Source organism: Ruegeria sp. C5 (assembly GCF_056537605.1).
In genome coordinates this window covers 230,961-251,436 of record NZ_JBQFRX010000003.1, presented here as the reverse complement: position 1 = coordinate 251,436, position 20,476 = coordinate 230,961, and the positions used below count along the sequence as shown (strand labels likewise).

24 protein-coding genes are annotated in these 20,476 nt (G+C 56.4%); 14 read left to right on the top strand and 10 right to left on the bottom strand.

What is annotated here, in order from left to right:
- Positions 1-118 precede the first annotated feature (118 nt).
- Together ACR0AW_RS12795 and ACR0AW_RS12790 are read left to right on the top strand one after the other, a co-directional pair.
- A complete protein-coding gene (locus tag ACR0AW_RS12795; protein ID WP_170732994.1) occupies positions 119-1,243 on the top strand; it encodes a beta-ketoacyl-ACP synthase III in 1,125 nt (374 codons plus the stop codon).
- Positions 1,244-1,400: 157 nt separating this feature from the next.
- Positions 1,401-2,180, top strand: coding sequence for a hypothetical protein (locus ACR0AW_RS12790; protein ID WP_170732995.1), 780 nt, complete (start codon positions 1,401-1,403; stop codon positions 2,178-2,180).
- A gap of 93 nt (positions 2,181-2,273) precedes the next feature.
- Here ACR0AW_RS12790 and ACR0AW_RS12785 read toward each other — a convergent pair whose 3' ends face one another.
- Positions 2,274-2,735 carry a hypothetical protein gene (locus ACR0AW_RS12785; protein WP_170392365.1) on the bottom strand — a complete coding sequence of 154 codons (462 nt, stop codon included), beginning with the start codon at positions 2,733-2,735 and terminating at the stop codon, positions 2,274-2,276.
- Positions 2,736-3,090: 355 nt separating this feature from the next.
- Here ACR0AW_RS12785 and ACR0AW_RS12780 point away from each other — a divergent pair, with 355 nt between their 5' ends.
- Positions 3,091-3,669, top strand: a complete 579-nt coding sequence (locus ACR0AW_RS12780) for a thymidine kinase (protein ID WP_170636058.1) — start codon at positions 3,091-3,093, stop codon at positions 3,667-3,669.
- On the opposite strand, the gene ACR0AW_RS12775 is transcribed toward ACR0AW_RS12780, so the two are convergent.
- The 5 genes from ACR0AW_RS12775 to ACR0AW_RS12755 form a co-directional block, all read right to left on the bottom strand.
- Complete coding sequence (locus ACR0AW_RS12775) at positions 3,666-4,616, bottom strand: 2-hydroxyacid dehydrogenase (protein WP_170732996.1); 951 nt, start codon at positions 4,614-4,616, stop codon at positions 3,666-3,668. The genes ACR0AW_RS12780 and ACR0AW_RS12775 overlap by 4 nt on opposite strands.
- Entirely contained in the window at positions 4,616-4,954 is a 339-nt protein-coding gene (locus tag ACR0AW_RS12770) for a tRNA-binding protein (RefSeq protein WP_170392371.1), read from the bottom strand. The genes ACR0AW_RS12775 and ACR0AW_RS12770 overlap by 1 nt, the downstream gene beginning before the upstream one ends.
- The gene (gene proC, locus ACR0AW_RS12765; protein ID WP_170512482.1) at positions 4,947-5,762 is read right to left on the bottom strand and encodes a pyrroline-5-carboxylate reductase; all 816 of its coding nucleotides are present in this window, start codon (positions 5,760-5,762) and stop codon (positions 4,947-4,949) included. The genes ACR0AW_RS12770 and proC overlap by 8 nt, the downstream gene beginning before the upstream one ends.
- A 33-nt stretch (positions 5,763-5,795) precedes the next feature.
- Entirely contained in the window at positions 5,796-6,296 is a 501-nt protein-coding gene (locus tag ACR0AW_RS12760) for a type III secretion system chaperone family protein (protein ID WP_010441802.1), read from the bottom strand.
- A 314-nt stretch (positions 6,297-6,610) separates the two neighbouring features.
- On the bottom strand, positions 6,611-6,859 hold the full coding sequence (locus ACR0AW_RS12755; protein WP_170512483.1) for an accessory factor UbiK family protein: 249 nt from the start codon (positions 6,857-6,859) through the stop codon (positions 6,611-6,613).
- Between the two features lie 97 nt (positions 6,860-6,956).
- On the opposite strand from ACR0AW_RS12755, the gene lgt reads away from it, so the two are divergent.
- The 4 genes from lgt to ACR0AW_RS12735 all read left to right on the top strand — a co-directional run bounded on the left by lgt (position 6,957) and on the right by ACR0AW_RS12735 (position 11,169).
- The gene (lgt, locus tag ACR0AW_RS12750; RefSeq protein WP_170732997.1) at positions 6,957-7,844 is read left to right on the top strand and encodes a prolipoprotein diacylglyceryl transferase; all 888 of its coding nucleotides are present in this window, start codon (positions 6,957-6,959) and stop codon (positions 7,842-7,844) included.
- Entirely contained in the window at positions 7,841-8,908 is a 1,068-nt protein-coding gene (locus ACR0AW_RS12745) for an SAM-dependent methyltransferase (protein WP_170732998.1), read from the top strand. The genes lgt and ACR0AW_RS12745 overlap by 4 nt, the downstream gene beginning before the upstream one ends.
- Positions 8,905-9,663, top strand: coding sequence for a peptidoglycan editing factor PgeF (gene pgeF / locus ACR0AW_RS12740; RefSeq protein ID WP_170401812.1), 759 nt, complete (start codon positions 8,905-8,907; stop codon positions 9,661-9,663). The genes ACR0AW_RS12745 and pgeF overlap by 4 nt, the downstream gene beginning before the upstream one ends.
- 723 nt (positions 9,664-10,386) lie before the next feature.
- Entirely contained in the window at positions 10,387-11,169 is a 783-nt protein-coding gene (locus ACR0AW_RS12735; protein WP_170392383.1) for a Hint domain-containing protein, read from the top strand.
- Positions 11,170-11,287: 118 nt separating this feature from the next.
- On the opposite strand, the gene ACR0AW_RS12730 is transcribed toward ACR0AW_RS12735, so the two are convergent.
- Positions 11,288-11,788 carry an Lrp/AsnC family transcriptional regulator gene (locus ACR0AW_RS12730; RefSeq protein ID WP_170392385.1) on the bottom strand — a complete coding sequence of 167 codons (501 nt, stop codon included), beginning with the start codon at positions 11,786-11,788 and terminating at the stop codon, positions 11,288-11,290.
- Between the two features lie 227 nt (positions 11,789-12,015).
- On the opposite strand from ACR0AW_RS12730, the gene trxB reads away from it, so the two are divergent.
- The 4 genes from trxB to ACR0AW_RS12710 all read left to right on the top strand — a co-directional run bounded on the left by trxB (position 12,016) and on the right by ACR0AW_RS12710 (position 17,094).
- Positions 12,016-12,957 carry a thioredoxin-disulfide reductase gene (trxB, locus tag ACR0AW_RS12725; RefSeq protein WP_170512491.1) on the top strand — a complete coding sequence of 314 codons (942 nt, stop codon included), beginning with the start codon at positions 12,016-12,018 and terminating at the stop codon, positions 12,955-12,957.
- Position 12,958: 1 nt separating this feature from the next.
- On the top strand, positions 12,959-13,417 hold the full coding sequence (locus ACR0AW_RS12720) for an RES family NAD+ phosphorylase (RefSeq protein WP_170392389.1): 459 nt from the start codon (positions 12,959-12,961) through the stop codon (positions 13,415-13,417).
- A 102-nt stretch (positions 13,418-13,519) separates the two neighbouring features.
- Positions 13,520-15,175 carry an adenylate/guanylate cyclase domain-containing protein gene (locus tag ACR0AW_RS12715; RefSeq protein ID WP_480439142.1) on the top strand — a complete coding sequence of 552 codons (1,656 nt, stop codon included), beginning with the start codon at positions 13,520-13,522 and terminating at the stop codon, positions 15,173-15,175.
- 200 nt (positions 15,176-15,375) lie between these two features.
- Positions 15,376-17,094 carry a bifunctional sulfate adenylyltransferase/adenylylsulfate kinase gene (locus ACR0AW_RS12710; RefSeq protein ID WP_170392393.1) on the top strand — a complete coding sequence of 573 codons (1,719 nt, stop codon included), beginning with the start codon at positions 15,376-15,378 and terminating at the stop codon, positions 17,092-17,094.
- 72 nt (positions 17,095-17,166) lie between these two features.
- Here ACR0AW_RS12710 and ACR0AW_RS12705 read toward each other — a convergent pair whose 3' ends face one another.
- The 3 genes from ACR0AW_RS12705 to ACR0AW_RS12695 form a co-directional block, all read right to left on the bottom strand.
- Positions 17,167-18,045, bottom strand: coding sequence for a PhzF family phenazine biosynthesis protein (locus tag ACR0AW_RS12705; protein WP_170512499.1), 879 nt, complete (start codon positions 18,043-18,045; stop codon positions 17,167-17,169).
- Between the two features lie 83 nt (positions 18,046-18,128).
- Complete coding sequence (locus tag ACR0AW_RS12700; RefSeq protein WP_170392397.1) at positions 18,129-18,353, bottom strand: DUF1150 family protein; 225 nt, start codon at positions 18,351-18,353, stop codon at positions 18,129-18,131.
- A gap of 5 nt (positions 18,354-18,358) precedes the next feature.
- Complete coding sequence (locus tag ACR0AW_RS12695; RefSeq protein WP_010441788.1) at positions 18,359-18,772, bottom strand: Hsp20 family protein; 414 nt, start codon at positions 18,770-18,772, stop codon at positions 18,359-18,361.
- A gap of 165 nt (positions 18,773-18,937) precedes the next feature.
- Between ACR0AW_RS12695 and ACR0AW_RS12690 the strand changes: the two genes are divergently transcribed.
- The 3 genes from ACR0AW_RS12690 to ACR0AW_RS12680 all read left to right on the top strand — a co-directional run bounded on the left by ACR0AW_RS12690 (position 18,938) and on the right by ACR0AW_RS12680 (position 20,476).
- Complete coding sequence (locus ACR0AW_RS12690) at positions 18,938-19,162, top strand: YdcH family protein (RefSeq protein ID WP_010441787.1); 225 nt, start codon at positions 18,938-18,940, stop codon at positions 19,160-19,162.
- A 76-nt stretch (positions 19,163-19,238) separates the two neighbouring features.
- Positions 19,239-19,724: a 5-(carboxyamino)imidazole ribonucleotide mutase gene (gene purE, locus ACR0AW_RS12685; RefSeq protein WP_170420576.1), complete on the top strand. Its 486-nt coding sequence runs from the start codon at positions 19,239-19,241 to the stop codon at positions 19,722-19,724.
- Entirely contained in the window at positions 19,721-20,476 is a 756-nt protein-coding gene (locus tag ACR0AW_RS12680; RefSeq protein ID WP_170733000.1) for an NAD(P)-binding domain-containing protein, read from the top strand. Before purE ends, ACR0AW_RS12680 begins: the two co-directional genes overlap by 4 nt.

Below are 20,476 nucleotides of genomic sequence, written 5' to 3'. Positions count from 1 at the left end.
CGAATTTTGAACTATTCAAGTTATGAAGCGAGGGGCGATGCATTCCCTTGGGTCAACACATCTTGATCAATACGAATAGGGACTGCATTTTGTGCAGATCATGAACTCAGGGCCAGCCATGTACACTCCTGCCATCACCGGGACCGGTGTCTATACACCAGAAAACATCATAACCAACGCCGAACTGGTGGAAGCGTTCAATGCCTATGCCGACCGGATGAACGTCGAAAACGCGGATGCGATTGCAGCGGGCGACATGGAACCGATGCAGCATTCCTCGGAAGAGTTCATCCTGAAGGCATCAGGCATCGAAAACCGGTATGTGATGGACAAGACCGGTGTTTTGAACCCCGAGATCATGCATCCCGCGCTGCGCCAGCGTAGCGACGACGAGCCTGGGATCATGACCGAGATGGCGGTGGATGCGTGCCTTAAGGCGCTAGCACAAGCGGGGCGCAGCGCCGAGGATGTCGATTTGGTGATCTGCGCCGCTTCGAACCATGAACGTGCCTATCCTGCAATTGCCATCGAGATTCAGCAGGCATTGGGGATCAGCGGATTCGGGTTTGACATGAACGTGGCCTGTTCCTCGGCCACATTCGGCATTCAGGCGGCGGCGGATATGGTGCGCTCGGGCTCGGTCCGAGCGGCGCTGGTCGTCAACCCCGAGATCTGCTCGGGTCATCTTGAGTGGCGCGACCGGGATTGCCATTTCATATTTGGCGATGTCGCGACCGCTACTCTGATCGAGCGGATCGAAGACGCCCAAGGCCCACATTTCGAGATAGTATCGACCCGGTGCGCAACTGCTTTTTCCAACAATATCCGCAACAACAACGGCTTCCTCCGCCGTTCGCGCCCCGATGGGCTGGTGGATCGCCGCGACATGCAGTTCATGCAGAATGGTCGCAAGGTGTTCAAAGAGGTCCTGCCCATGGTCAGCAAACATATCAGCGACCACATGGAGACAGAGGGCATCAGTAGTGATGATCTAAAACGCCTCTGGCTGCATCAGGCCAACAAGACGATGAACGACTTCATCGGTAAGAAGGTTCTGCGGCGTGAGCCAGAACCGGGTGAGCAACCCAACATTCTGCAAGACTACGCCAATACCTCATCCGCCGGGTCGATTATCGCCTTCTCAAAGCATTCCGATGATCTGGATGCGGGCGATGTGGGCCTGATTTGCTCGTTCGGAGCCGGGTATTCGGTGGGTTCCGTGATCGTCAAACGGCATCAATAAGCGCGCGCCTTAACTGCGCTGCTGGAATCGCTGCAAGACCAAACCGCTTTCTCAAGAATTATTCAGACGGGCTCAACCGCTCCTTCATCTCTGACCGATACATCGAAACCCGGATGCCCTGTGCATCCGAGTGATGTAGTTATGGGAGCCCGCTGTTATGGGAAATAATACTCGCGTTGGACTGGCCGCCTTGGTCGCCGCACCTTTCATTGGGGTCATGGCGACCGGCGCGGCAATCGCAGAACCGCAAACCTGTACAGTCAACACCGCGCGTGTTGCCGCCAATGAAGGCGATTTTGACACGCTCTGCGGCTGTTCGCAGGTCACGCGAGGGTTTGTATCACATCTGCAAAAACGATCTGATTTTGCTTCGATCCTGCAGAACACTTCGGCGCAATGCCCCGGTCTGACTCAGTTGTTGAGCGATCTGCCCACTGCGTCGATTTCCAACACCAATGCCGGTGAAGAGCGCAGCAGAGATCCATCCTCCAATTCCGTTGGCTCGAGTGAAAACGGAAGCTCGGGCAACGGCGGCGGTAGCTCAGGCAACAGCGACGGGAGTTCCGGCGGCAACGGTGATCCGGGTGATGGTGGAAGCAGTCCTGGCGATGGCGGCGGTAAGGGCGGTGGCAAAGGTAGCCACGGCGGAGGTGACAAACCCGGCAAAGGCGGCGGCAAAGGCGGTCACGGCGGTGGTGACAAACCCGGCAAAGGCGGCGGCAAAGGCGGTCACGGCGGTGGTGACAAGCCCGGCAAAGGCGGTGGTAAAGGCGGTCACGGCGGTGGTGACAAGCCAGGCAAAGGCGGTGGTAAAGGTGGCCACGACGGTGGTGACAAGCCAGGCAAAGGCGGTGCCAAAGGCAATAACGGTGGCGGCAACGGACCAGAGGGGGCAAGCCCCGGGCGCGGCAAGAACGCCAACAATGATGAACGCTGAATATTAATCTGCCCGGCAGACAAACAAAAAGGCGGCACATGGGCCGCCTTTATTTTGCGCATTCACAACAATTCAGTACAGGGACATGACACCTTAACTGACGCTTTCCTCTTCCAGATGCAGCTTCATTTCGATCAGAACCTGTTGCAGCATACTGGTTTCTTTCAGCAGCCGCTTCGCCTCGTTCACCGTGATGATGCCATCTTCTATCGCCGACTGGTATTCCGTCATCAGCATGGCAAAACGTTGGCTCAGCGCAATGACATCGGAATTTACCCCGCCCGTACGTGGGCTGTCCGAGTTTCGTCCATCGTAAGAAAGCGTGATATTCTTCAAATCCGCCAATGCCGCAGTCACGTGCGGATAGGCAGCCGCGTTTTCCAACCGGGCAACAGCATCCACCGGCATGAACCGGTCAGAATGTTCTGCGTTGTCTGAATAGTACCTGCCAAGCGTGGCTTTGGATTTCCCGGTGATCTCGCACGCTGCTTCGATTCCGACATCCTTAACCAATGCTTCGGTATGCTTTTTCAGATAGGCCCCGATATCTGCCATTTTGCTACCCTTGTTACCTGCGCCCTGCCCCCTCTGCCTGTCCATGCTGGGGGAAAGGGTAGGGAAATTTCCCATATTCGATTCATAATTGAAATGGCAATAATTGACTATCCCTCAGATATGCAGGGATTTTGTGAGTGAGTGGCGGCCGTTCGAGCCGGTAAAGAGTGTATGCGGGGCAGGATTTTAGCCTTGCATTGTATAGGCCACTTGTAGGCCGACGACGCCACTGTCGCGAAGGCGAGGTAATCCATCCCCAAGAGCATTTGCTCAACCTCAGCTGTAGCGATGGTGGCGTCGATTTACCCCCATGAGACGGCTTGCCCAGGCAGCACATGCGAATTAGACCCACGGCATGGCAAAGCTCTATTTCAACTATTCGACTATGAACGCGGGCAAATCGACCGTGTTGCTGCAGGCCTCGCATAACTATCGCGAACGCGGCATGGATACCTACCTGATGACAGCCGCCATTGACGGACGCGCCGGTGAGGGGCGGATCGCATCAAGAATCGGAATCTCGGAACGAGCGGACATGTTTCGTCCCGACGACAATGTGTTTGCCATGATCGAAAACCGCCTGACACAAGGGAGCATCGCCTGCGTATTCATTGATGAAGCCCAGTTTCTTTCGGAAGAGCAGGTCTGGCAACTTGCGCGCGCCGTAGATGATCTGAAGGTCCCAGTGTTGACCTACGGGTTGCGGGTGGATTTTCAGGGTAAACTATTCCCCGGGTCGGCAGCATTGTTGGCTCTGGCCGATGAGATGCGCGAAGTACGCACCATCTGCGAATGCGGGCGCAAGGCGACGATGGTGATTCGTCAGGATGAAAACGGAAACACCATCACCGAAGGGGCGCAGGTACAGATTGGCGGGAACGAGACTTATGTCTCGCTCTGCCGCAAACACTGGCGCGAGGCGGTGGGTTCCTAAACCGGGTTGGGCAGCGCTCGCCCGGCCACGAACGCCGCGACGTTGTCCAATGCCATGTGACCCATATCGGTGCGCACCTCTTCGGTCGCGGTGCCGAGGTGGGGCAGCAGAGTCACATTTTCCATGTCACACAGGGCCTGCGGCACCTTGGGCTCAAACTCGTAGACATCCAGCCCAGCGCCGGCAATCCGACCCGCATGAAGCGCTTGGATTAAGGCGGCTTCGTCCACAACTTCACCGCGCGCAATGTTTATTACAATGCCCGAGGGCTTCATCGAGGCCAAAATCTGCGCGTTGACCAAGTGTCGTGTTTCAGCTCCTCCGGGGACGGCTATGACAAGAAAATCCACTGCCGCAGCTAATGCACTGAGATCCGGAATATACTCTGCTTGGAGGTCCAGCTGCTTTGGATTGCGTGATTGATAGGCAACGGTCATGTCGAATCCGAAATGACACCTCCGGGCAATAGCCTGTCCTATGCGGCCCATTCCAACGATGCCCACCTTTTTGCCGGTCACGTGGTGGCCCAGCATCTGTGTAGGATGCCACCCCTGCCACTGGCCTGACCTGACCAACCTTTCCCCCTCACCTGAACGGCGGGCCGTCGTCAGCAACAGAGTCATGGCAATATCGGCGGTGGCATCGGTGACGGCACCCGGCGTGTTGGTAACCGCGACTCCGGCAGCATGTGCGGCGCCCACGTCGATATGATTGTAACCAACTCCGAAATTTGCCAGCAGTTTACAGCGAGGCTCTGGCACCTGAGCAAAGATCTCTGCCGAAAACTGATCGCCCAACGTTGGGACCACAACGTCAAACTCAGTCAGCGCCCGCAACATTTCTTCATGCGTCATAGGCGTGGTTTCACTGCGGAATTCCACATCGAATTCGGCACGGGCGCGCACTTGCACAGCCGAAGTCATCGGTCGGGCAATCAGCAGTTTCATCAATGCATTCTTCCACCGATGGGCACAGCGCCATCGGGGCCTATCAACACGATCTCACCGTTTTCGTCGGGAAGACCCAACACCAAAACCTCGGACATGAATTTACCGATTTGGCGCGGGGGAAAGTTGACCACGGCCATCACCTGCTTGCCCACCAGCGTCGCCGGATCGTAGTGCGCGGTGATCTGGGCTGAAGTTTTGCGCTCACCGATCTCATCGCCAAAATCGACCCACAGCTTGATCGCGGGCTTGCGGGCCTCCGGGTACGGCTCGGCGCGTATCACCTCACCTACACGAATGTCGACTTTGAGAAATTCGTCGAATGAAATCTCACTCACGAGACAACTCCTTAGATCGGTCGGTTGCAGCTTTGACGGCACGATGTAGCAGGTCTGGGAAACCCTCTTCTTCATGCATCAACACCTCCAGTGCGGCCTGAGTGGTGCCGTTGGGAGAGGTGACGTTAACTCGCAATTGCGAGGGGTGTTCGTCAGCGGCCATCGCCAACGCCCCTGCCCCGGCGACGGTTGATTTGGCCAACTTCATCGCCAGTTCCGGTGGCAGACCATGCGCTTCGCCAGCTTGCGCCAGTGTTTCGATTAGGTGGAATACATAGGCCGGGCCCGAACCGCTGACCCCGGTGACGGCATCCATCTGCGTCTCATCATCCAATCGAACCGTCTCACCAATGGCCGAAAGCAGGTCTTCAGCCAGAAGGATATCCGCGTCCGAGGTGTTGGCATTCCCAATCAGCGCCGTGATCCCCTGCCGAACCGCCGCAGGCGTATTTGGCATCGCACGGATGATCGGCGTATCTGCCCCAATGACGTTCTCGAAAGTGGCCAGCGATGTACCCGCTGCGACCGATATGAAAAGACTGTCACCATTGCCCAGCGCTTGAATGGCTGGCAGGGCTTCGCCCATCATCTGTGGTTTGACCGCTACGAGTACAACTGCGGGTGCCTCGGGGAGAGGAGTGTTGATGTTGACGCCCTGCGCCTTCAGCCAATCCGAGGGAAATGGATCGATCACCCAGACCGATGCGGCAGGAAGGCCATGTTCCAACCAGCCTGCAAGCATCGCTGAGCCCATCTTGCCGCATCCCAGAAGCACAAGCCCCTGTTCCGCAACTCGCGAGATATCCATGCTGGCCCCTCCCCTATGGTTCGGGGTAAAGCTTTACGCGCGGCCGTAGGCCTCTGCAATGGCGACTTGCATCGCCTCTTCGGGGTCTCGGTTTCCCCAGGTCACCAGTTGGATCGCGGGGTAATAGCGCTCGGCGCTCAGTACCGCTGCGGTGATCATGGTATCGATCTGTTCTGGGCTGGCCGTCTGACCACCGGCCAGCACCAAGCCATAGCGATAGACCATCAATTTCTGGTTGGCCCAGTAGGTAAACGCCCCGGCCCAACACTGATCATTCATCTTGTTCAGTAGCTCATAAAGCTCGGTTTCGCGCTCGGCCGGAGGCTCCATCTCAAAGGAACACACCATGCGGAGCGTTTCATCGTAATTCGACCAGGCCAAAGTTATCGAATATGTGCGCCACTGTCCTTCGACAGCCATGGCAATCTGATCATCCCCGATCCGGTCAAAATCCCAGTCGTGATGTTCTGCAAGATGTTCAACAATGTCGATCGGATGAAGGTCTTCTTCGAGATACTGCTCGGAAAGGGCCATAATGCCACCTCACTAATCTCTAGCATTTTGGGGCTGGCAGCGCCCCAGCGCTAGTTGCCTGCTCTACAAGCCGGGCTTCCCCAGTCTGCCTGTACTAAATATGGTGCGATGTGAGCACAGCTCTGGCAACCCTATTTATTGGGGATAACAGCAATAAGTTGTGGACAGTTGGCAACGCCGATCAAAATATTGGCGTTGGATGCAGCTTTGTCTTGATAAATTTCTGCAGAGCGGCAAAATGCACAACACCGCACAATCCAAGTTCGGATTGCGCGGCGGACGCTTTTACCCAAAATCTTAAATTCCTGCGGACGTTACTTGTCCAGCTTCGCCTCGAGCGCGGCAATTCGCTGTTCAAGTGCACCGTTCTCTTCGCGCGCTTTCTGCGCCATGGCACGCACAGCATCAAATTCTTCACGGGTTACGAAATCCCGGTCGGCCAGCCAGCGGTCCATCATGGATTTCATCGCATTCTCGGCCTCTTCTCGTGCCCCCTGCGCCACACCCATGGCATTGGTCATCAGTTGAGACATATCGTCCAGAATCTTGTTACGGGTTTGCATGGGCTTTCTCCGATTTCGCGATTGCTCTCTATATGGGTAAAGATTGGCCCGGGCTCAAGGTTGACTTGCCACGCAAACCCCGGGCAATGAGACGCACATGCAGGCTGTTTTGAATTTCCCCGATCTGTCACCCGAAATTTTCTCGATCTCTCTGTTCGGGATGGAGTTTGCGCTCAGGTGGTATGCGCTGGCCTATATCGTTGGCATCCTGATTGCTTGGCGCATGGCGCTGATGGCGCTTAGGCGGCCTGTGCTTTGGGCTGATGACACACCACCGATGCAACCCGATCAGCTTGAGGATTTGGTCACCTGGATCATACTGGGTGTAATTCTTGGTGGTCGATTGGGGTTCGTCCTTTTCTATCAACCCGCATATTATTTTGCGTATCCACTGGAAATTCTGATGGTTTGGCAGGGTGGCATGGCCTTCCATGGCGGCCTGTTAGGCGTGGTGATCGCCACGTATCTGTTCGGCAAGCGCCACGCTACACCGATTCTTTCGCTGGGTGATCTGGTTGCCTACACAGTGCCGCCCGGGTTGTTGCTGGGACGATTGGCGAATTTCACTAATGCCGAGCTTTGGGGTCGACCCAGCGAATTGCCGTGGGCGGTGATCTTTCCCGGAACTGCGGCCCAGGATTGTCCCGGCGTTGTTGCCGGGATGTGCGCTCGCCACCCTTCGCAACTGTATGAGGCAGCACTTGAGGGTCTGGTCCTCGGGGCGATTCTGATATGGCTGGCCTACCGGCGCGGCGCGTTTCAAAAACCAGGTCTGGTTATGGGCGTATTTCTGGCTGGCTACGGCGCATCGCGGTTTTTTGTCGAATTCTTCCGTCAACCCGATGCGCAATTTGTATCGCCGGGGAATCCGCTAGGGCTGGCGTGGCATGTTGGCGGATATGGATTGACGATGGGGCAAGTCTTGTCGCTACCAATGATTGCACTTGGCCTTTGGTTCGCAATTCGGGCACAACGCAGATCATGAACCTGAAGGATCGTCTGCTCCTGCGCATCCAGAATGATGGCCCTATGACCATCGCTGACTACATGACCGAGTGTCTGATGCATCCGGAACATGGATACTACACAACCCGCGATCCGCTGGGCGCTCAAGGCGATTTCATTACAGCGCCTGAAATCAGTCAGATGTTCGGAGAGCTAATAGGACTGTGTCTGGCGCAATGCTGGCTGGTACAAGGCAAACCCGAAAAGTTTGTTCTGGCCGAGCTTGGCCCTGGTCGTGGCACCCTGATGGCTGACATCCTGCGCGCCACTCAGAGTGTGCCTGGCTTTCACAAAGCGGCCGAGATCGCGTTGCTCGAAGCTTCACCTGTTTTGCGCGACGTACAAGCCAAGGCACTGCAAGGGTATGAACCTCAGTGGATCGAGGCAATTTCTGATTTTGAAGATCTTCCACTGTTTCTGGTGGCAAACGAGTTCTTTGATGCCCTGCCCATCCGCCAGTTCCTGCGCGAAGGCGAAGGTTGGCGCGAGAGGTTAGTTGGCAAAAATGGTGCATCGCTTGCGTTCGGTCTTGGTGCGCAATCGGCACAAGCTGCGCTCAGCGAACGTGTCGAGGATACGCAGGACGGAGATCTGGTAGAACTGTGCGCTGCTGCCAGTTCCATTATGTACTCTGTTGCCGGGCAGATCGCTCGTAACGGCGGAGCCGCGCTGATCATCGATTATGGTGACTGGCGCTCGCTTGGCGACACATTGCAGGCGTTGCAAGCGCATGAACGTGTCGATCCCCTGGATCAGCCCGGTCAGGCGGATCTGACCACACATGTCGACTTTGAGGTCTTGGCGAAGGCGTCTCATGCTTCGGGCTGCGCATATACAAAACTGACCCCGCAGGGTGTGTTTCTTGAGCGGCTCGGGATCACCGCGCGCGCGCAATCGCTTGCCGCCCCTCTCAGCGGGTCACAGCTTGAGACGCTGGTCACTGCACATCGACGGTTGACGCACCCCGACGAAATGGGAAACCTGTTCAAAGTACTGGGCCTTTATCCGCCAAACGCCACGCCGCCACCGGGACTGGAACCATGACACTGGAAATCATTACCTCAGACATGCTGTCCCCCGTACGACACGGGTTCTTCAGCCGCCGCGGTGGCGCATCTTCTGGTATCTTCGAAGGACTCAACTGCGGAACCGGGTCGACAGATTTGACTGAGGCCGTAGCTTTGAACCGTCGGCGCGTCGCCGACGCGATGGAAGTGGCACCTGAGGCGATGATCGGTGTGCATCAAGTGCATTCACCGACCGTGATTGCAGTCGATGGGCCGATGACGGGTGACAAACCCAAAGCTGACGCGGTTGTCACATCAACGCCGGGTTTGGCGCTTACAATATTAACCGCTGATTGTCAGCCGGTGCTGTTCGCGGATCCTGACGCAAATGTGATCGGGGCCGCACATGCCGGTTGGCGCGGCGCGTTGGACGGTGTGCTGGAATCAACACTGGACGCGATGGAAGCGCTGGGAGCCAACCGGGATAATACAGTTGCCGTAATCGGCCCCACGATTTCACAACGCGCTTACGAGGTCGGCTCAGAGTTTCTGGACGACTTCCTTGCTGACACGCCAGAGAACGCGCGTTTTTTTGCAAATGGCAAAGGTGACCGGATGCATTTCGACCTGCCCGCCTTTGGCCTGCATCGTCTGCGCGAAGCTGGTATCGGCCAGGCCGAGTGGGTCCGTCACTGCACCTATTCCGACCCTGACAGGTTTTATTCATACCGGCGATCGACCCATGCCAACGAGGCCGACTACGGCAGATTGATTTCCGCTATCAGGTTGTAAATCTGGCCCAGATTAAGGCAGCTTTGCCCAGTTTCTGCCACATTTCTTGTGTTTATCAGAGTCAGAATCGTCTCAAATTTTCGCCAATGCACAGACGGTTACCCCAAGTGGGGTCGTCATGGCACGGGCGGAAGCAACTAAGAGGTACCTGAAACCTTCAATTTGTCCTCAATTCAACCCGGATCAGCCTTATAGGCGCCGCAAATCAGCGTCACATTGGCTTCATGAACGGGAACAGGGCGACCGCCCTATCGAAGCAGGACAATGGATATGAAATCGAAATCACGCTTTCTCAGCGCCGTTTTTGCGGCTGTCAGGGATCAAGAACCAGAAATGCCCTGGAAGCGGGTTTCAAGTCACTCAGTCAGAGTTGCACGCCGTCTGGCGGCGCGACGCTGACACAGCAACCCCAAGAGACCATCTGCCGGTCTCAGAGGGCAAACGCATACCGGATGAAGCTCCGGTTCGGTGTGTGGGGTCGCAATCAGGACTGCGACCAGGGTTCGGAGCGTGTGTGTGCAGGCAATTGCAGCCTGCGGTTTACGAGTTTGTCTGGGGGGTCAAGAACTTGACCAAAACACTGGTGTTTTCTGATGCGGCGCTGTGCATTCGCGGCGACCGGCCTGTGTTTACCCATCTGATTACAGACAAAGAACAAGGTCGTCCGGCGATATTGCACGGGGGTTCAAGCCGTCGGACGGGATTTAGAGGGGACGGAATACCATGACTATTCCAAATTCTCTGGCCCGCGCTGCCAGAAACGCGGTCGAGACGTCAGCGCTATTGCGCGATGCGCCTCGTCCCGCGACAAAACAAAAAGCACAGCTTCGACGCTATGAAGTGTGCAGTCTGCTGAAAAACGGGGATATTTCACAGACACGCCATATCGCGCCAGCTTTGCCGATGTTTGAAGATGCATTTTGTGCGTTCACGCGCGGATCGTTGGTCGAGACGCCGCAAGGCCAGATGGCGATCGAAGATCTGCTGCCGGGTGATGATGTCCTCACTCAGGACGGATCATCGGAAACCGTGCTTTGGAAAGGGTCTGTCACGCTGATACCCGGACGCGAGGATACGCGCGGGCGAACCCGGCCGCTGACACGGATCATGGCCGACACGTTCGGGATGCAAAAACCGATGTCGGGCGTCATCACGGGCCCCGCCGCACGTCTGCTGGGTACGCCTACGCACATGCGTCATTTGAACGGCGGGCAGCCCATGCTGACACCCGTCAGTGAGTTTCAGGATGGAATGGGTATCATTGAAACGCTGCCACCGACTCCGGTCGAGCTGTTTCATATCTGTGTCGCCCGACATTCCGTGATTCGGGTCGATGGCCTGCAATTCGAGACCTATCATCCGGGCATCAACGCAGTCCGAATGATCAGTCACTCTTTGCGTTCGATCTATTTGAATCTATTCTCACATATCGAATCGTTGAATGATTTTGGGCCGTTGCTCTTGCCAAGAGCCGGAGATGGTGAAATTGACGCAATGACAGCGTGAACTGGTTAACTATTACTGCAAGCGTGGGGCATTATGCAGATTTTACTGAGTTGGGTTTTAACCCTTGCACTGGCAGCGATGCTGCCACCCTGTCCTGTGGATCAAACAAGAGGTAGGTTCAGGCCGTCCGGTTCATCCGGTCTTCCAGTACGTCAAATGGTACGCCTGGCTCGTCTTTTGCGCCTCGGATAACAAGCGAAGTCTTGACGCTGGCCACGTTTGGCGTGGTCAGCAACTCGCCTGTCAGAAATTGCTGAAAACTGCTGAGATCCGGTGCGACGCATTTCAGGATGAAATCAACCTCGCCATTCAGCATGTGGCATTCGCGAACCAATGGCCATTCCCGACACCGGTCTTCAAAAGCGCTGAGTTCGGATTCAGCCTGACTTTCAAGTCCGACCATGGCAAAGACCTGCACTTCGAACCCAAGCTCGCGGGCGTTCACCTCGGCATGATAGCCGCGAATGTACCCCGAATCTTCCAGCGTCCGCACCCGTCGCAGGCAAGGAGGAGCGGATATTCCTACGCGCTTGGCAAGCTCAACATTGGTCATACGGCCATCGGCCTGCAGTTCCGCAAGAATTTTGCGGTCGATTTCATCCAACCGGGTCGTGACCATCGAATGCTCCTGAGTTTTTCAGTTGTTATATCAGCAGCCCCGAGAGGCGCAATAATATTTCACAGCCACGCAATTTTCGTTATTTCAGATACATAATTGGCCGCAATGCCAATCATTAGGCACATCACGGACCTGCAATATGAAGGGGCTTTAAGCCCTGCCCTGCGGTCGCTATATCGATCCGCACCGGACAACATGTCCGCCGAGGCAGTTTGAGTGAGGATACCATGGCCGAAACACGACACACCAAGGTTCTGATCATCGGGTCGGGACCTGCAGGATACACCGCGGGCGTTTATGCAAGCCGGGCCATGTTGGAACCGATCCTGGTGCAGGGTATCGAACCCGGTGGACAACTGACCACCACAACCGAGGTGGAAAACTGGCCGGGTGACACCGAGGTTCAGGGGCCAGACCTGATGGTTCGGATGCAGGATCACGCGAAGGCAATGGGATGCGAAGTGATCGGCGATATCATCAGCGATCTCGATCTAAGCCAGCGTCCCTTCACAGCCAAAGGCGACAGTGGCACCGTCTACACCGCCGACGCGGTGATTCTGGCAACGGGCGCACGAGCCAAGTGGTTAGGCATTCCCTCGGAAGAGAAATTTAAAGGGTTTGGCGTATCAGCCTGTGCCACCTGTGACGGCTTCTTCTATCGCGGTCAGGAAATCGTTGTGATCGGCGGCGGAAATACTGCCGTAGAAGAAGCGCTGTTCCTGACCAACTTCGCAAGCAAAGTCACTCTGATCCACCGCCGCGATGAGTTGCGAGCTGAAAAGATCCTTCAGGATCGGCTGTTCAAGAACGAAAAGATCGAGCCGCTTTGGTTTCACGAACTGGATGAGGTGATCGGAACCGATGCCCCACTGGGTGTGGAAGGCGTCAAGGTCAAGAATGTAAAGACCGGCGAAATCACGGAGATTCCGTGCAAAGGCGTATTTGTCGCTATCGGCCACGCCCCGGCAAATGAGCTGGTCAAAGATACGCTGGAAACCCACATGGGTGGCTACGTCGTGACCAAGCCGGGCACGACGCAAACTTCGGTTCCGGGAGTTTTCGCTGCCGGAGACCTGACCGACCACGTATACCGTCAGGCTGTGACAAGCGCCGGTATGGGCTGCATGGCCGCGCTGGATGCAGAACGATTCTTGGCGGAGAACGACTAAGATGATCACAGAATTCTCCGGCCTCGTCTGGAGAATTCTGTTCCGCACCCAATCGGGTGACCCGCTCTCATCGGCCCGTGCCCCCGAAGGACGGTTTCATCATTCTGGCCAATTCGCGCTTTACGCGTCGCTTAGCGCTGAAGGGGCCGGGATCGCCATTCGGCGCTATGTCTCGCAGTGCGACCCTCCACGGACGATCCATCGCTTGAAGATATCCAAGGCGCAAGTATTGGATTTGCGGGGGCAACCTTCTGCCTCGATCGTCTGGCAAGACATGCGGGCAACCGGCATACCCTCTCCAACATGGCGATTTTCGGACAAGGCCCGCACATACGGCGCGGATGGACTGCTATACAGTTCGCGCTCGCGTCCTAAACTGAGCCATTTGGTGTTGTTCAACGCAGAACACCAGATGATACAAACCGCAGGTGCCCCCTGCGACTGGTTCCCCGAAAGGTGACCGCGCCTATCTTGACCGGCACCCGGCACCGTATCAGGATCAACCATAGTAACGCGAAGAACAGGTGAGCTTTTGGAAAACGTTCTTTGGCGCGGCGGATGGATGAGCCGGCTCAGAATCGCAAGCGGCCTCGTGCTGTTTGTCTTTGCGTTCTTTCATTTCATCAATATCGGCCTTGGTCTGTTTCACACTGATTTGCTGCACGGGATGCAGGGCGGACGTAAAGCTGTCAGCCGTAATGAGATCGGCAGCGTCGTGATATATGGCGCATTGCTGATGCACATGGGACTGGCGCTTATCTCACTCGCGCAGCGCCGGACGCTCAGAATGCCTTTCAGCGTCGCGCTTCAGGTTATTCTTGGCCTGTTGATCCCGCTGCAGCTTATCTCACATTTGGTTCAGACCCGATACGCGCATGAGATTTTTGGGGTGAATGATGAAATGGGTTACATCATCATTCTGATGTGGCCCAGCACCGCGATCTGGTTCCAAAGCCTATTACTTCTGCTGGTGTGGGTCCACGGATGTATTGGGCTGCACATGTGGTTACGGTTGACCACATGGTGGCGCGCGATGGTTCCATATCTGATCGGTCTCGCCGTCTTTGTACCGGGCTTCGCCTTCGCAGGCCTTCTGACCGAGGGGCGGCGTATCTGGGCCGATTTTGCCGACCCCGATCTACGAGAACAGTATGTCGAATACTATAACTGGCCTTCGCAAGAAGAGTTTCAGTCTTTGTTTTCCGTCACAGACTATACGCAGTGGGTATTCTGGGCCGCGCTTGCACTAACAGGCTTGGTCTATCTCGGGCGCAAGCTTTGGCGGCGGCGGCATTCGGTGCGGGTGCGCTATGTCAACGGTCCAGAAGTTGTGTCGGAGAAAGGCATGACCCTTTTGGAGATGTCACGCGCAAATGGCATCCCACATACCGCGCTGTGTGGTGGCAAGGGGCGCTGCACGACCTGTCGCGTAGTGGTTGAAGATGGTGCCGATCAGTTGCACCCGCCTACCGAAGTTGAAGCCCGCAGTCTGAAAGCGATCAGCGCGCCAGAAGGAACCCGTTTGGCCTGCCAGATGCGGCCGTCCGACCCGCTCACGGTGTTTCGTGTTTTCCGCCCTGACGGCGCGCGTGATCGTGCGCATGCGAGCCAAGGGCAAGAACGGCAGCTGGCGGTTCTGTTTCTGGACATGCGCGGGTTCACCGCCCGCACAACGGGGCAATTGCCGTATGATATCGTGTTTCTGTTGAATCGTTTCTTCGACGCAATTGTCCCAGCAATCACGGCGCAAGGCGGAGTTGTCGACAAATACATGGGCGATGGGTTGCTGGCGATGTTTGAAACAGCCAACGCCGCAAGTTCGGCAAGTGCCGGTCTGAGGGCGGCGGCCGGGATCGGACACGCTTTGGAGCGTTTCAACCAGCAGCTTCAAGCAGAAGGCAGCCAACCCGTGCGCATTGGCATGGGTCTACATCTTGGTGATCTTGTGCTGGGCGAAATCGGAGCGGCGAAACACGCGCCACGCACCATCATCGGAGACGCTGTAAATGTTGCCAGCCGTTTGGAGGCTGAAACCAAAGCGTTGGGGGTCGAACTCCTTGTATCGGACAAGGTTTTGGACGCGGCTGGGTTACAATGTGATCCCCGCGATCTGCGGGAATTCAGCCTGCGCGGTGTCTCTGAACCTGTCCCCGCCCTGCCCGTCAGGCACGCAGCCGACCTTGAGTCGCAAACCTCACCACTGGAACAGATTGCCTGAGAATGCGCCTAATGAGCCTGAGCGGCGGGATTTTTTCAATAACCTGAAACAAAAAACAGAAAACCGTTCCATTTCAAGAAAAAACCACGCATTTCATCCTTAGTTTTTGCAAGTCTATGGACTTCACCCTCAGGCCGAGGCACATGCCCTGCAAACACCCTTGAAACAAATGCCAACAGAACTGCGATAAGAGTTTTCCGATGACGATGTTAAGCAATCTGGCCCCTATCTCCGAACTGTATGTTTCCTACGAGTCTGCGCAGAAACTCAAGATAGAAGCCGCTGATCTGACCAGCTGGGATCTTAAGCCCCGGCAGATTTGCGATCTGGAACTGCTTATGAACGGCGGGTTCAATCCGCTCAAAGGTTTCCTGAGCGAAGCGGACTATGACAACGTGGTCGAAAACATGCGCCTCGCCGATGGAACACTTTGGCCAATGCCGATCACCTTGGATGTTGATGAGGATTTTGCCGCATCGATCGAGCTGGGGCAGGACATTGCCCTGCGCGATCAGGAAGGCGTGATCCTCGGCACCATGACCGTGACCGACCGCTGGACACCAGACAAGGCGCGTGAGGCGGAAAAGGTCTTTGGCGCTGATGATGATGCGCACCCGGCTGTGAATTACCTGCACAATGTAGCGGGCAAAGTTTATCTGGGTGGCCCGGTCACTGGCATCCAGCAGCCCGTGCATTACGATTTCAAAGCCCGCCGCGACACGCCGAACGAGTTGCGCGCCTATTTCCGCAAAGTGGGCTGGCGCCGTATCGTGGCATTCCAGACCCGCAATCCTTTGCACCGCGCGCATCAGGAATTGACTTTCCGTGCCGCAAAAGAAGCACAGGCCAACTTGCTGATCCATCCCGTGGTTGGCATGACCAAACCGGGCGATGTGGATCATTTCACCCGCGTGCGTTGCTACGAAGCCGTGTTGGATAAATATCCGGCCTCGACTACGTCGATGTCGCTGCTGAACCTTGCGATGCGCATGGCTGGCCCGCGCGAGGCAGTCTGGCACGGGTTGATCCGCGCAAACCACGGCTGCACCCATTTCATCGTCGGTCGTGACCACGCAGGTCCGGGCAAAAACTCTGCCGGTGAGGATTTCTACGGCCCCTATGATGCGCAAGACTTGTTCCGAAAATATCAGGACGAGATCGGCGTCGAGATGGTCGATTTCAAACATATGGTCTACGTGCAGGAACGCGCGCAATACGAGCCGAATGACGAGATCCTGGACAAGGACAACGTCACGATCCTCAACATCTCGGGAACTGAACTGCGCCGCCGTCTGCGCGAAGGGCTGGAGATTCCTGAATGGTTTTCGTTCCCCGAAGTTGTTCAGGAACTGCGCAACCGCTTCCCGCCGCGCTCGCAACAGGGATTCACCGTGTTTTTCACCGGTTTTTCAGGCTCGGGCAAATCCACCATTGCCAACGCCTTGATGGTCAAGCTGATGGAGACCGGGGATCGTCCGGTTACCCTGCTGGACGGGGATATCGTGCGTAAGAACCTGTCTTCGGAACTGGGCTTTTCGAAGGAACATCGCGATCTGAACATCCGCCGCATCGGTTATGTCGCGTCTGAGATAACCAAGAACGGCGGTATTGCCATCTGTGCTCCTATCGCGCCTTACGCAACTACCCGTCGTGCTGTGCGTGAAGAGATCGAACAATTCGGTGCATTTTGCGAGGTGCATGTCGCGACCAGCATTGAAGAATGCGAGCGCCGAGACCGCAAGGGTCTGTACAAACTGGCACGTGAGGGCAAGATCAAAGAGTTCACGGGGATTTCCGACCCTTACGACGCCCCTGAAGACCCAGAGCTGCGCGTCGAGACCGAGAATGTCGAGGTTGACAACTGCGCACATCAGGTTCTGCTTAAGCTGGAAAGCATGGGGCTGATTGCAGCATCCTGATCACTTAAGACGAAAAAATACATCAAAGGCCCTCAGATTTCTGAGGGCCTTTTTCGCAGGTGCGGGTCTGGTTCAGTCGGGCAAATTCACCTGCCCGCGCATCAGGACATGGCCGCGCCCGGCAACTTTGATCCCCGTCATCGCATCCGAAGGTCCAACGCGTGTCACGGTCGCCTGACCGGGGCGGCCCATGTCATGGCCCTGTTCGGCGATGAATGTCTCTTTGTCCATCAGTCCGTGTTTCCAGAGATAGGCCGCCATCGCACCGGTGGCCGATCCGGTGAACGGGTCCTCGGGCGGGCTGGGGGGCGCCATCATCAGGCGCGAGAATGTGTCGCCCGTAGTCGTTGCGCCTTTCAGTGTTACAAGAAACGGTTCAGCCATGTCCGACCCCGAGAAACCGGCCTTTTCGGTAATATGACTGAGCAAAGCAACATCCAGCTTGGCAGCGCGCAGCGCCTCGTGATCGCGCAGGACCGTAATGCAAAAGGGCAGACCTGTTGAAACGAACTGCGGTGGAGAAATTACCACCTCTTCCGGCAGGCTGATGGCGGCGGCAACCAGATCTGCGGGCACATGATCGCCGAATTGCGGGGCGACCTGCGTCATTTCGATGTCATCACCATTCAGTTTGATCGATACAATCCCTGCTCCGGTCTCAAGCGTCAGAGCATCACCCTGAAACAACCCCCGTGATCGCATCGCTGCAACGGTTGCTATGGTCGGGTGCCCGGCAAATGGGATTTCCCGGCTGGCCAGGAAGTACCGGACCCGGATATCAGCGATATCGGATGGCCCGGTAAAAGTGCATTCAACCAGAGAAGTCTCGCGCACATATGCCATGCAAACCGCGTCCGACAGCCCTGCACCCTCATGCACAACTGCGCAGCCGTTGCCACCAAAGGCCTGATCGCTGAACGCATCCACCCAATCGAAATCATACCAGCTCATCGCGCACTCCTGCGTTTCAATCAGCGGCACGATCACCGCTTAGGCAGAAAATGTCACGTCAATTCGGCGGAATGTTTGGTGGCCTAGTGAACGGCCACCGGGGACAGGTCATGTTCGCGTGCCAGTACAAAGGCCAGCTTGCGGTCGGCAACCAGTGCCAATTGCTGCCCATCCGAATCGTGGACAGCATACAGCTGATCCAGATCGCCTGCCTGCTCTCGCAGATCCTGCGGAAGGTCTGCCACATCAACGGCCTTTACATAGACAATCCGATTGCCTTCGGCGTTGATCTCAATCGGTGTATTCATTGCTCTTACCCCTTCTTGATGTTGATTGTCTGAACCACGGTTTCAGGCACGGCGCGGGTCAGGTCCACATGCAGCAGACCGTTTTCCATGATCGCCTCGCCCACCTCGACCCCGTCAGCCAGCACAAACATGCGCTGGAATTGACGCGCCGCGATGCCACGGTGCAGGAATATGCGCCCCTCGCTGTCGTCGCGCTGACGGCCCCGGATCACCAACTGGCGATCCTCGATGGTAATCGACAGGTCCTCTTCCGCGAACCCGGCCACCGCCAAGGTGATGCGATAGGAAAAATCCGAGGTCTGCTCGATATTATAGGGCGGGTATCCTTCATTTCCGGCCTTTGCAGACCGTTCCAGAAGGCGTTCCAACTGCTCGAACCCCAAAAGATGCGGGTATGAGCCTAAGGTAAGTTTCGACACGTATTTTCGTCCTTCATTGTCAAAGCGACGTATTCTGCGGTCCCGATGTCGGCAACCGCGTGATATAGAATATGGGAAGATACAGGGATGTCCACAAGGTCTGGCCGGATAAACCCTGACACACTATCTTGTGTTAGAAGCACCACTTGAAACACTGAGTCGTCCATGAACGCACCCACCGATCTTTCGATGAAAACCGATGAAGTCCTGCGGGTGGAATTAGAGGTCTTTCGACGCCAGCACCGTGATTTGGACGAAGCGATCGAGGCCTTGCAGGCCAAGGGGACCTCGGACCAATTGACGATCAAGCGGCTAAAAAAGCAGAAACTGCGCCTCAAAGACATCATCCGTCTGATCGAAGACAGATTGACCCCCGATATCATCGCCTGAGACGCGCGTACCGCATTGCCACATATGCGGATTTGGCTATAGTGCGCGCTCTTTCCGATGGCAGGGGCGTAAGCGGATGAGCGATGTGAAAGTAGGGATCATCATGGGCAGCCAATCGGACTGGCCTACGATGAAAGAGGCCGCCGATATTCTGGATGAGCTGGGCATCGCTTATGAGGCGCGGATCGTCTCGGCCCACCGCACGCCGGATCGCCTCTGGGATTATGGTAAAACCGCCGTGTCGCGCGGCTTGCAGGTCATTATCGCGGGCGCGGGTGGCGCGGCGCATTTGCCGGGCATGATGGCTTCGAAAACCCGCGTGCCGGTAGTTGGCGTTCCGGTGCAGACCCGCGCGTTGTCGGGTGTGGATTCGCTCTATTCCATCGTGCAGATGCCCAAAGGTTTTCCGGTTGCAACCATGGCTATCGGTTCCGCCGGCGGGGCCAATGCGGGCCTGATGGCCGCGGGCATTCTGGCGCTGCAGGATGCCGCGCTTGCGGAACGGCTGGATGCGTGGCGCGAGGCCCTCTCTGCTTCGATCCCGGAAGAGCCTCAGCAATGAGCCGTATCGGTTTCATCGGCACAGGCCACATCGCTGCGCCAATCGCGCGGCTGATGGCTGCAAAAGGTCATGATCTTTATGTCACCGAGCGCAATGCCCAAGTCTCCTCGGCTCTGCAGGCCGAGCTTGGGGCTAGTGTTGGCACTCCCCAAGACGTAATTGATGCGTCCGAGATCGTGTTTCTCTGCCTGCGACCCCATGTGGCCGAAGTCGTTCTAACCCCACTAAGCTTTCGCGCAGATCAGCAAATCGTTTCAGTGATGGCCGCCGTCTCTGAGGAGCAGCTATCCTGCCTGTGCGCGCCGGCATCGGATTTTGTGCAAACGATTCCGCTGGGTTTCCTTCAGACAGGAGGTTGCCCGTTGGCCGCTTACGGCAACGATCGCCTCTTGGCAGATTTGTTCGAGCCCGAAAATCCTGTGGTCAAGGTTGCCAATGAGGCCGCGTTGAACGCCCACTTCGCCATCTGCGCCATGGTGCCAGGTATCCTGGACCTTATGGCAACAGGCACCGAATGGTTGGCTGATCAGACCGGCGACAAAGACCGGGCCGAATTCTACACTACGCAGCTTGTGTCAGGGTTTCTGACATCAATGCAAAAAGAGCATGCGGGCCAACTGGCAGCCGAGCGTGACGCGCTTGCGACCGAGGGCACACTGAGCCTTCAGATGACGGATATTTTGCAATCCGAGGGCGCGCATGATGCCTTGCGTGCTGCACTGAGTGCGATTGGCAAGAGATTGGAGACATGA

Excerpts from the sequence above, each read along its gene's own strand:
- ACR0AW_RS12780 (WP_170636058.1), top strand. The coding sequence starts at position 3,091 with ATGGCAAAGCTCTATTTCAACTATTCGACTATGAACGCGGGCAAATCG.
- ACR0AW_RS12745 (WP_170732998.1), top strand. The coding sequence starts at position 7,841 with ATGAACCTGAAGGATCGTCTGCTCCTGCGCATCCAGAATGATGGCCCT.
- ACR0AW_RS12785 (WP_170392365.1), bottom strand. The coding sequence starts at position 2,735 with ATGGCAGATATCGGGGCCTATCTGAAAAAGCATACCGAAGCATTGGTT.
- ACR0AW_RS12715 (WP_480439142.1), top strand. The coding sequence starts at position 13,520 with ATGAGCCGGCTCAGAATCGCAAGCGGCCTCGTGCTGTTTGTCTTTGCG.
- ACR0AW_RS12760 (WP_010441802.1), bottom strand. The coding sequence starts at position 6,296 with ATGGCCCTTTCCGAGCAGTATCTCGAAGAAGACCTTCATCCGATCGAC.
- ACR0AW_RS12720 (WP_170392389.1), top strand. The coding sequence starts at position 12,959 with ATGATCACAGAATTCTCCGGCCTCGTCTGGAGAATTCTGTTCCGCACC.
- trxB (WP_170512491.1), top strand. The coding sequence starts at position 12,016 with ATGGCCGAAACACGACACACCAAGGTTCTGATCATCGGGTCGGGACCT.
- proC (WP_170512482.1), bottom strand. The coding sequence starts at position 5,762 with ATGGATATCTCGCGAGTTGCGGAACAGGGGCTTGTGCTTCTGGGATGC.
- ACR0AW_RS12710 (WP_170392393.1), top strand. The coding sequence starts at position 15,376 with ATGACGATGTTAAGCAATCTGGCCCCTATCTCCGAACTGTATGTTTCC.
- ACR0AW_RS12795 (WP_170732994.1), top strand. The coding sequence starts at position 119 with ATGTACACTCCTGCCATCACCGGGACCGGTGTCTATACACCAGAAAAC.
- ACR0AW_RS12755 (WP_170512483.1), bottom strand. The coding sequence starts at position 6,859 with ATGCAAACCCGTAACAAGATTCTGGACGATATGTCTCAACTGATGACC.
- ACR0AW_RS12730 (WP_170392385.1), bottom strand. The coding sequence starts at position 11,788 with ATGGTCACGACCCGGTTGGATGAAATCGACCGCAAAATTCTTGCGGAA.
- ACR0AW_RS12705 (WP_170512499.1), bottom strand. The coding sequence starts at position 18,045 with ATGAGCTGGTATGATTTCGATTGGGTGGATGCGTTCAGCGATCAGGCC.
- ACR0AW_RS12700 (WP_170392397.1), bottom strand. The coding sequence starts at position 18,353 with ATGAATACACCGATTGAGATCAACGCCGAAGGCAATCGGATTGTCTAT.
- ACR0AW_RS12735 (WP_170392383.1), top strand. The coding sequence starts at position 10,387 with ATGACTATTCCAAATTCTCTGGCCCGCGCTGCCAGAAACGCGGTCGAG.
- pgeF (WP_170401812.1), top strand. The coding sequence starts at position 8,905 with ATGACACTGGAAATCATTACCTCAGACATGCTGTCCCCCGTACGACAC.
- purE (WP_170420576.1), top strand. The coding sequence starts at position 19,239 with ATGAGCGATGTGAAAGTAGGGATCATCATGGGCAGCCAATCGGACTGG.
- ACR0AW_RS12790 (WP_170732995.1), top strand. The coding sequence starts at position 1,401 with ATGGGAAATAATACTCGCGTTGGACTGGCCGCCTTGGTCGCCGCACCT.
- ACR0AW_RS12690 (WP_010441787.1), top strand. The coding sequence starts at position 18,938 with ATGAACGCACCCACCGATCTTTCGATGAAAACCGATGAAGTCCTGCGG.
- lgt (WP_170732997.1), top strand. The coding sequence starts at position 6,957 with ATGCAGGCTGTTTTGAATTTCCCCGATCTGTCACCCGAAATTTTCTCG.
- ACR0AW_RS12775 (WP_170732996.1), bottom strand. The coding sequence starts at position 4,616 with ATGAAACTGCTGATTGCCCGACCGATGACTTCGGCTGTGCAAGTGCGC.
- ACR0AW_RS12680 (WP_170733000.1), top strand. The coding sequence starts at position 19,721 with ATGAGCCGTATCGGTTTCATCGGCACAGGCCACATCGCTGCGCCAATC.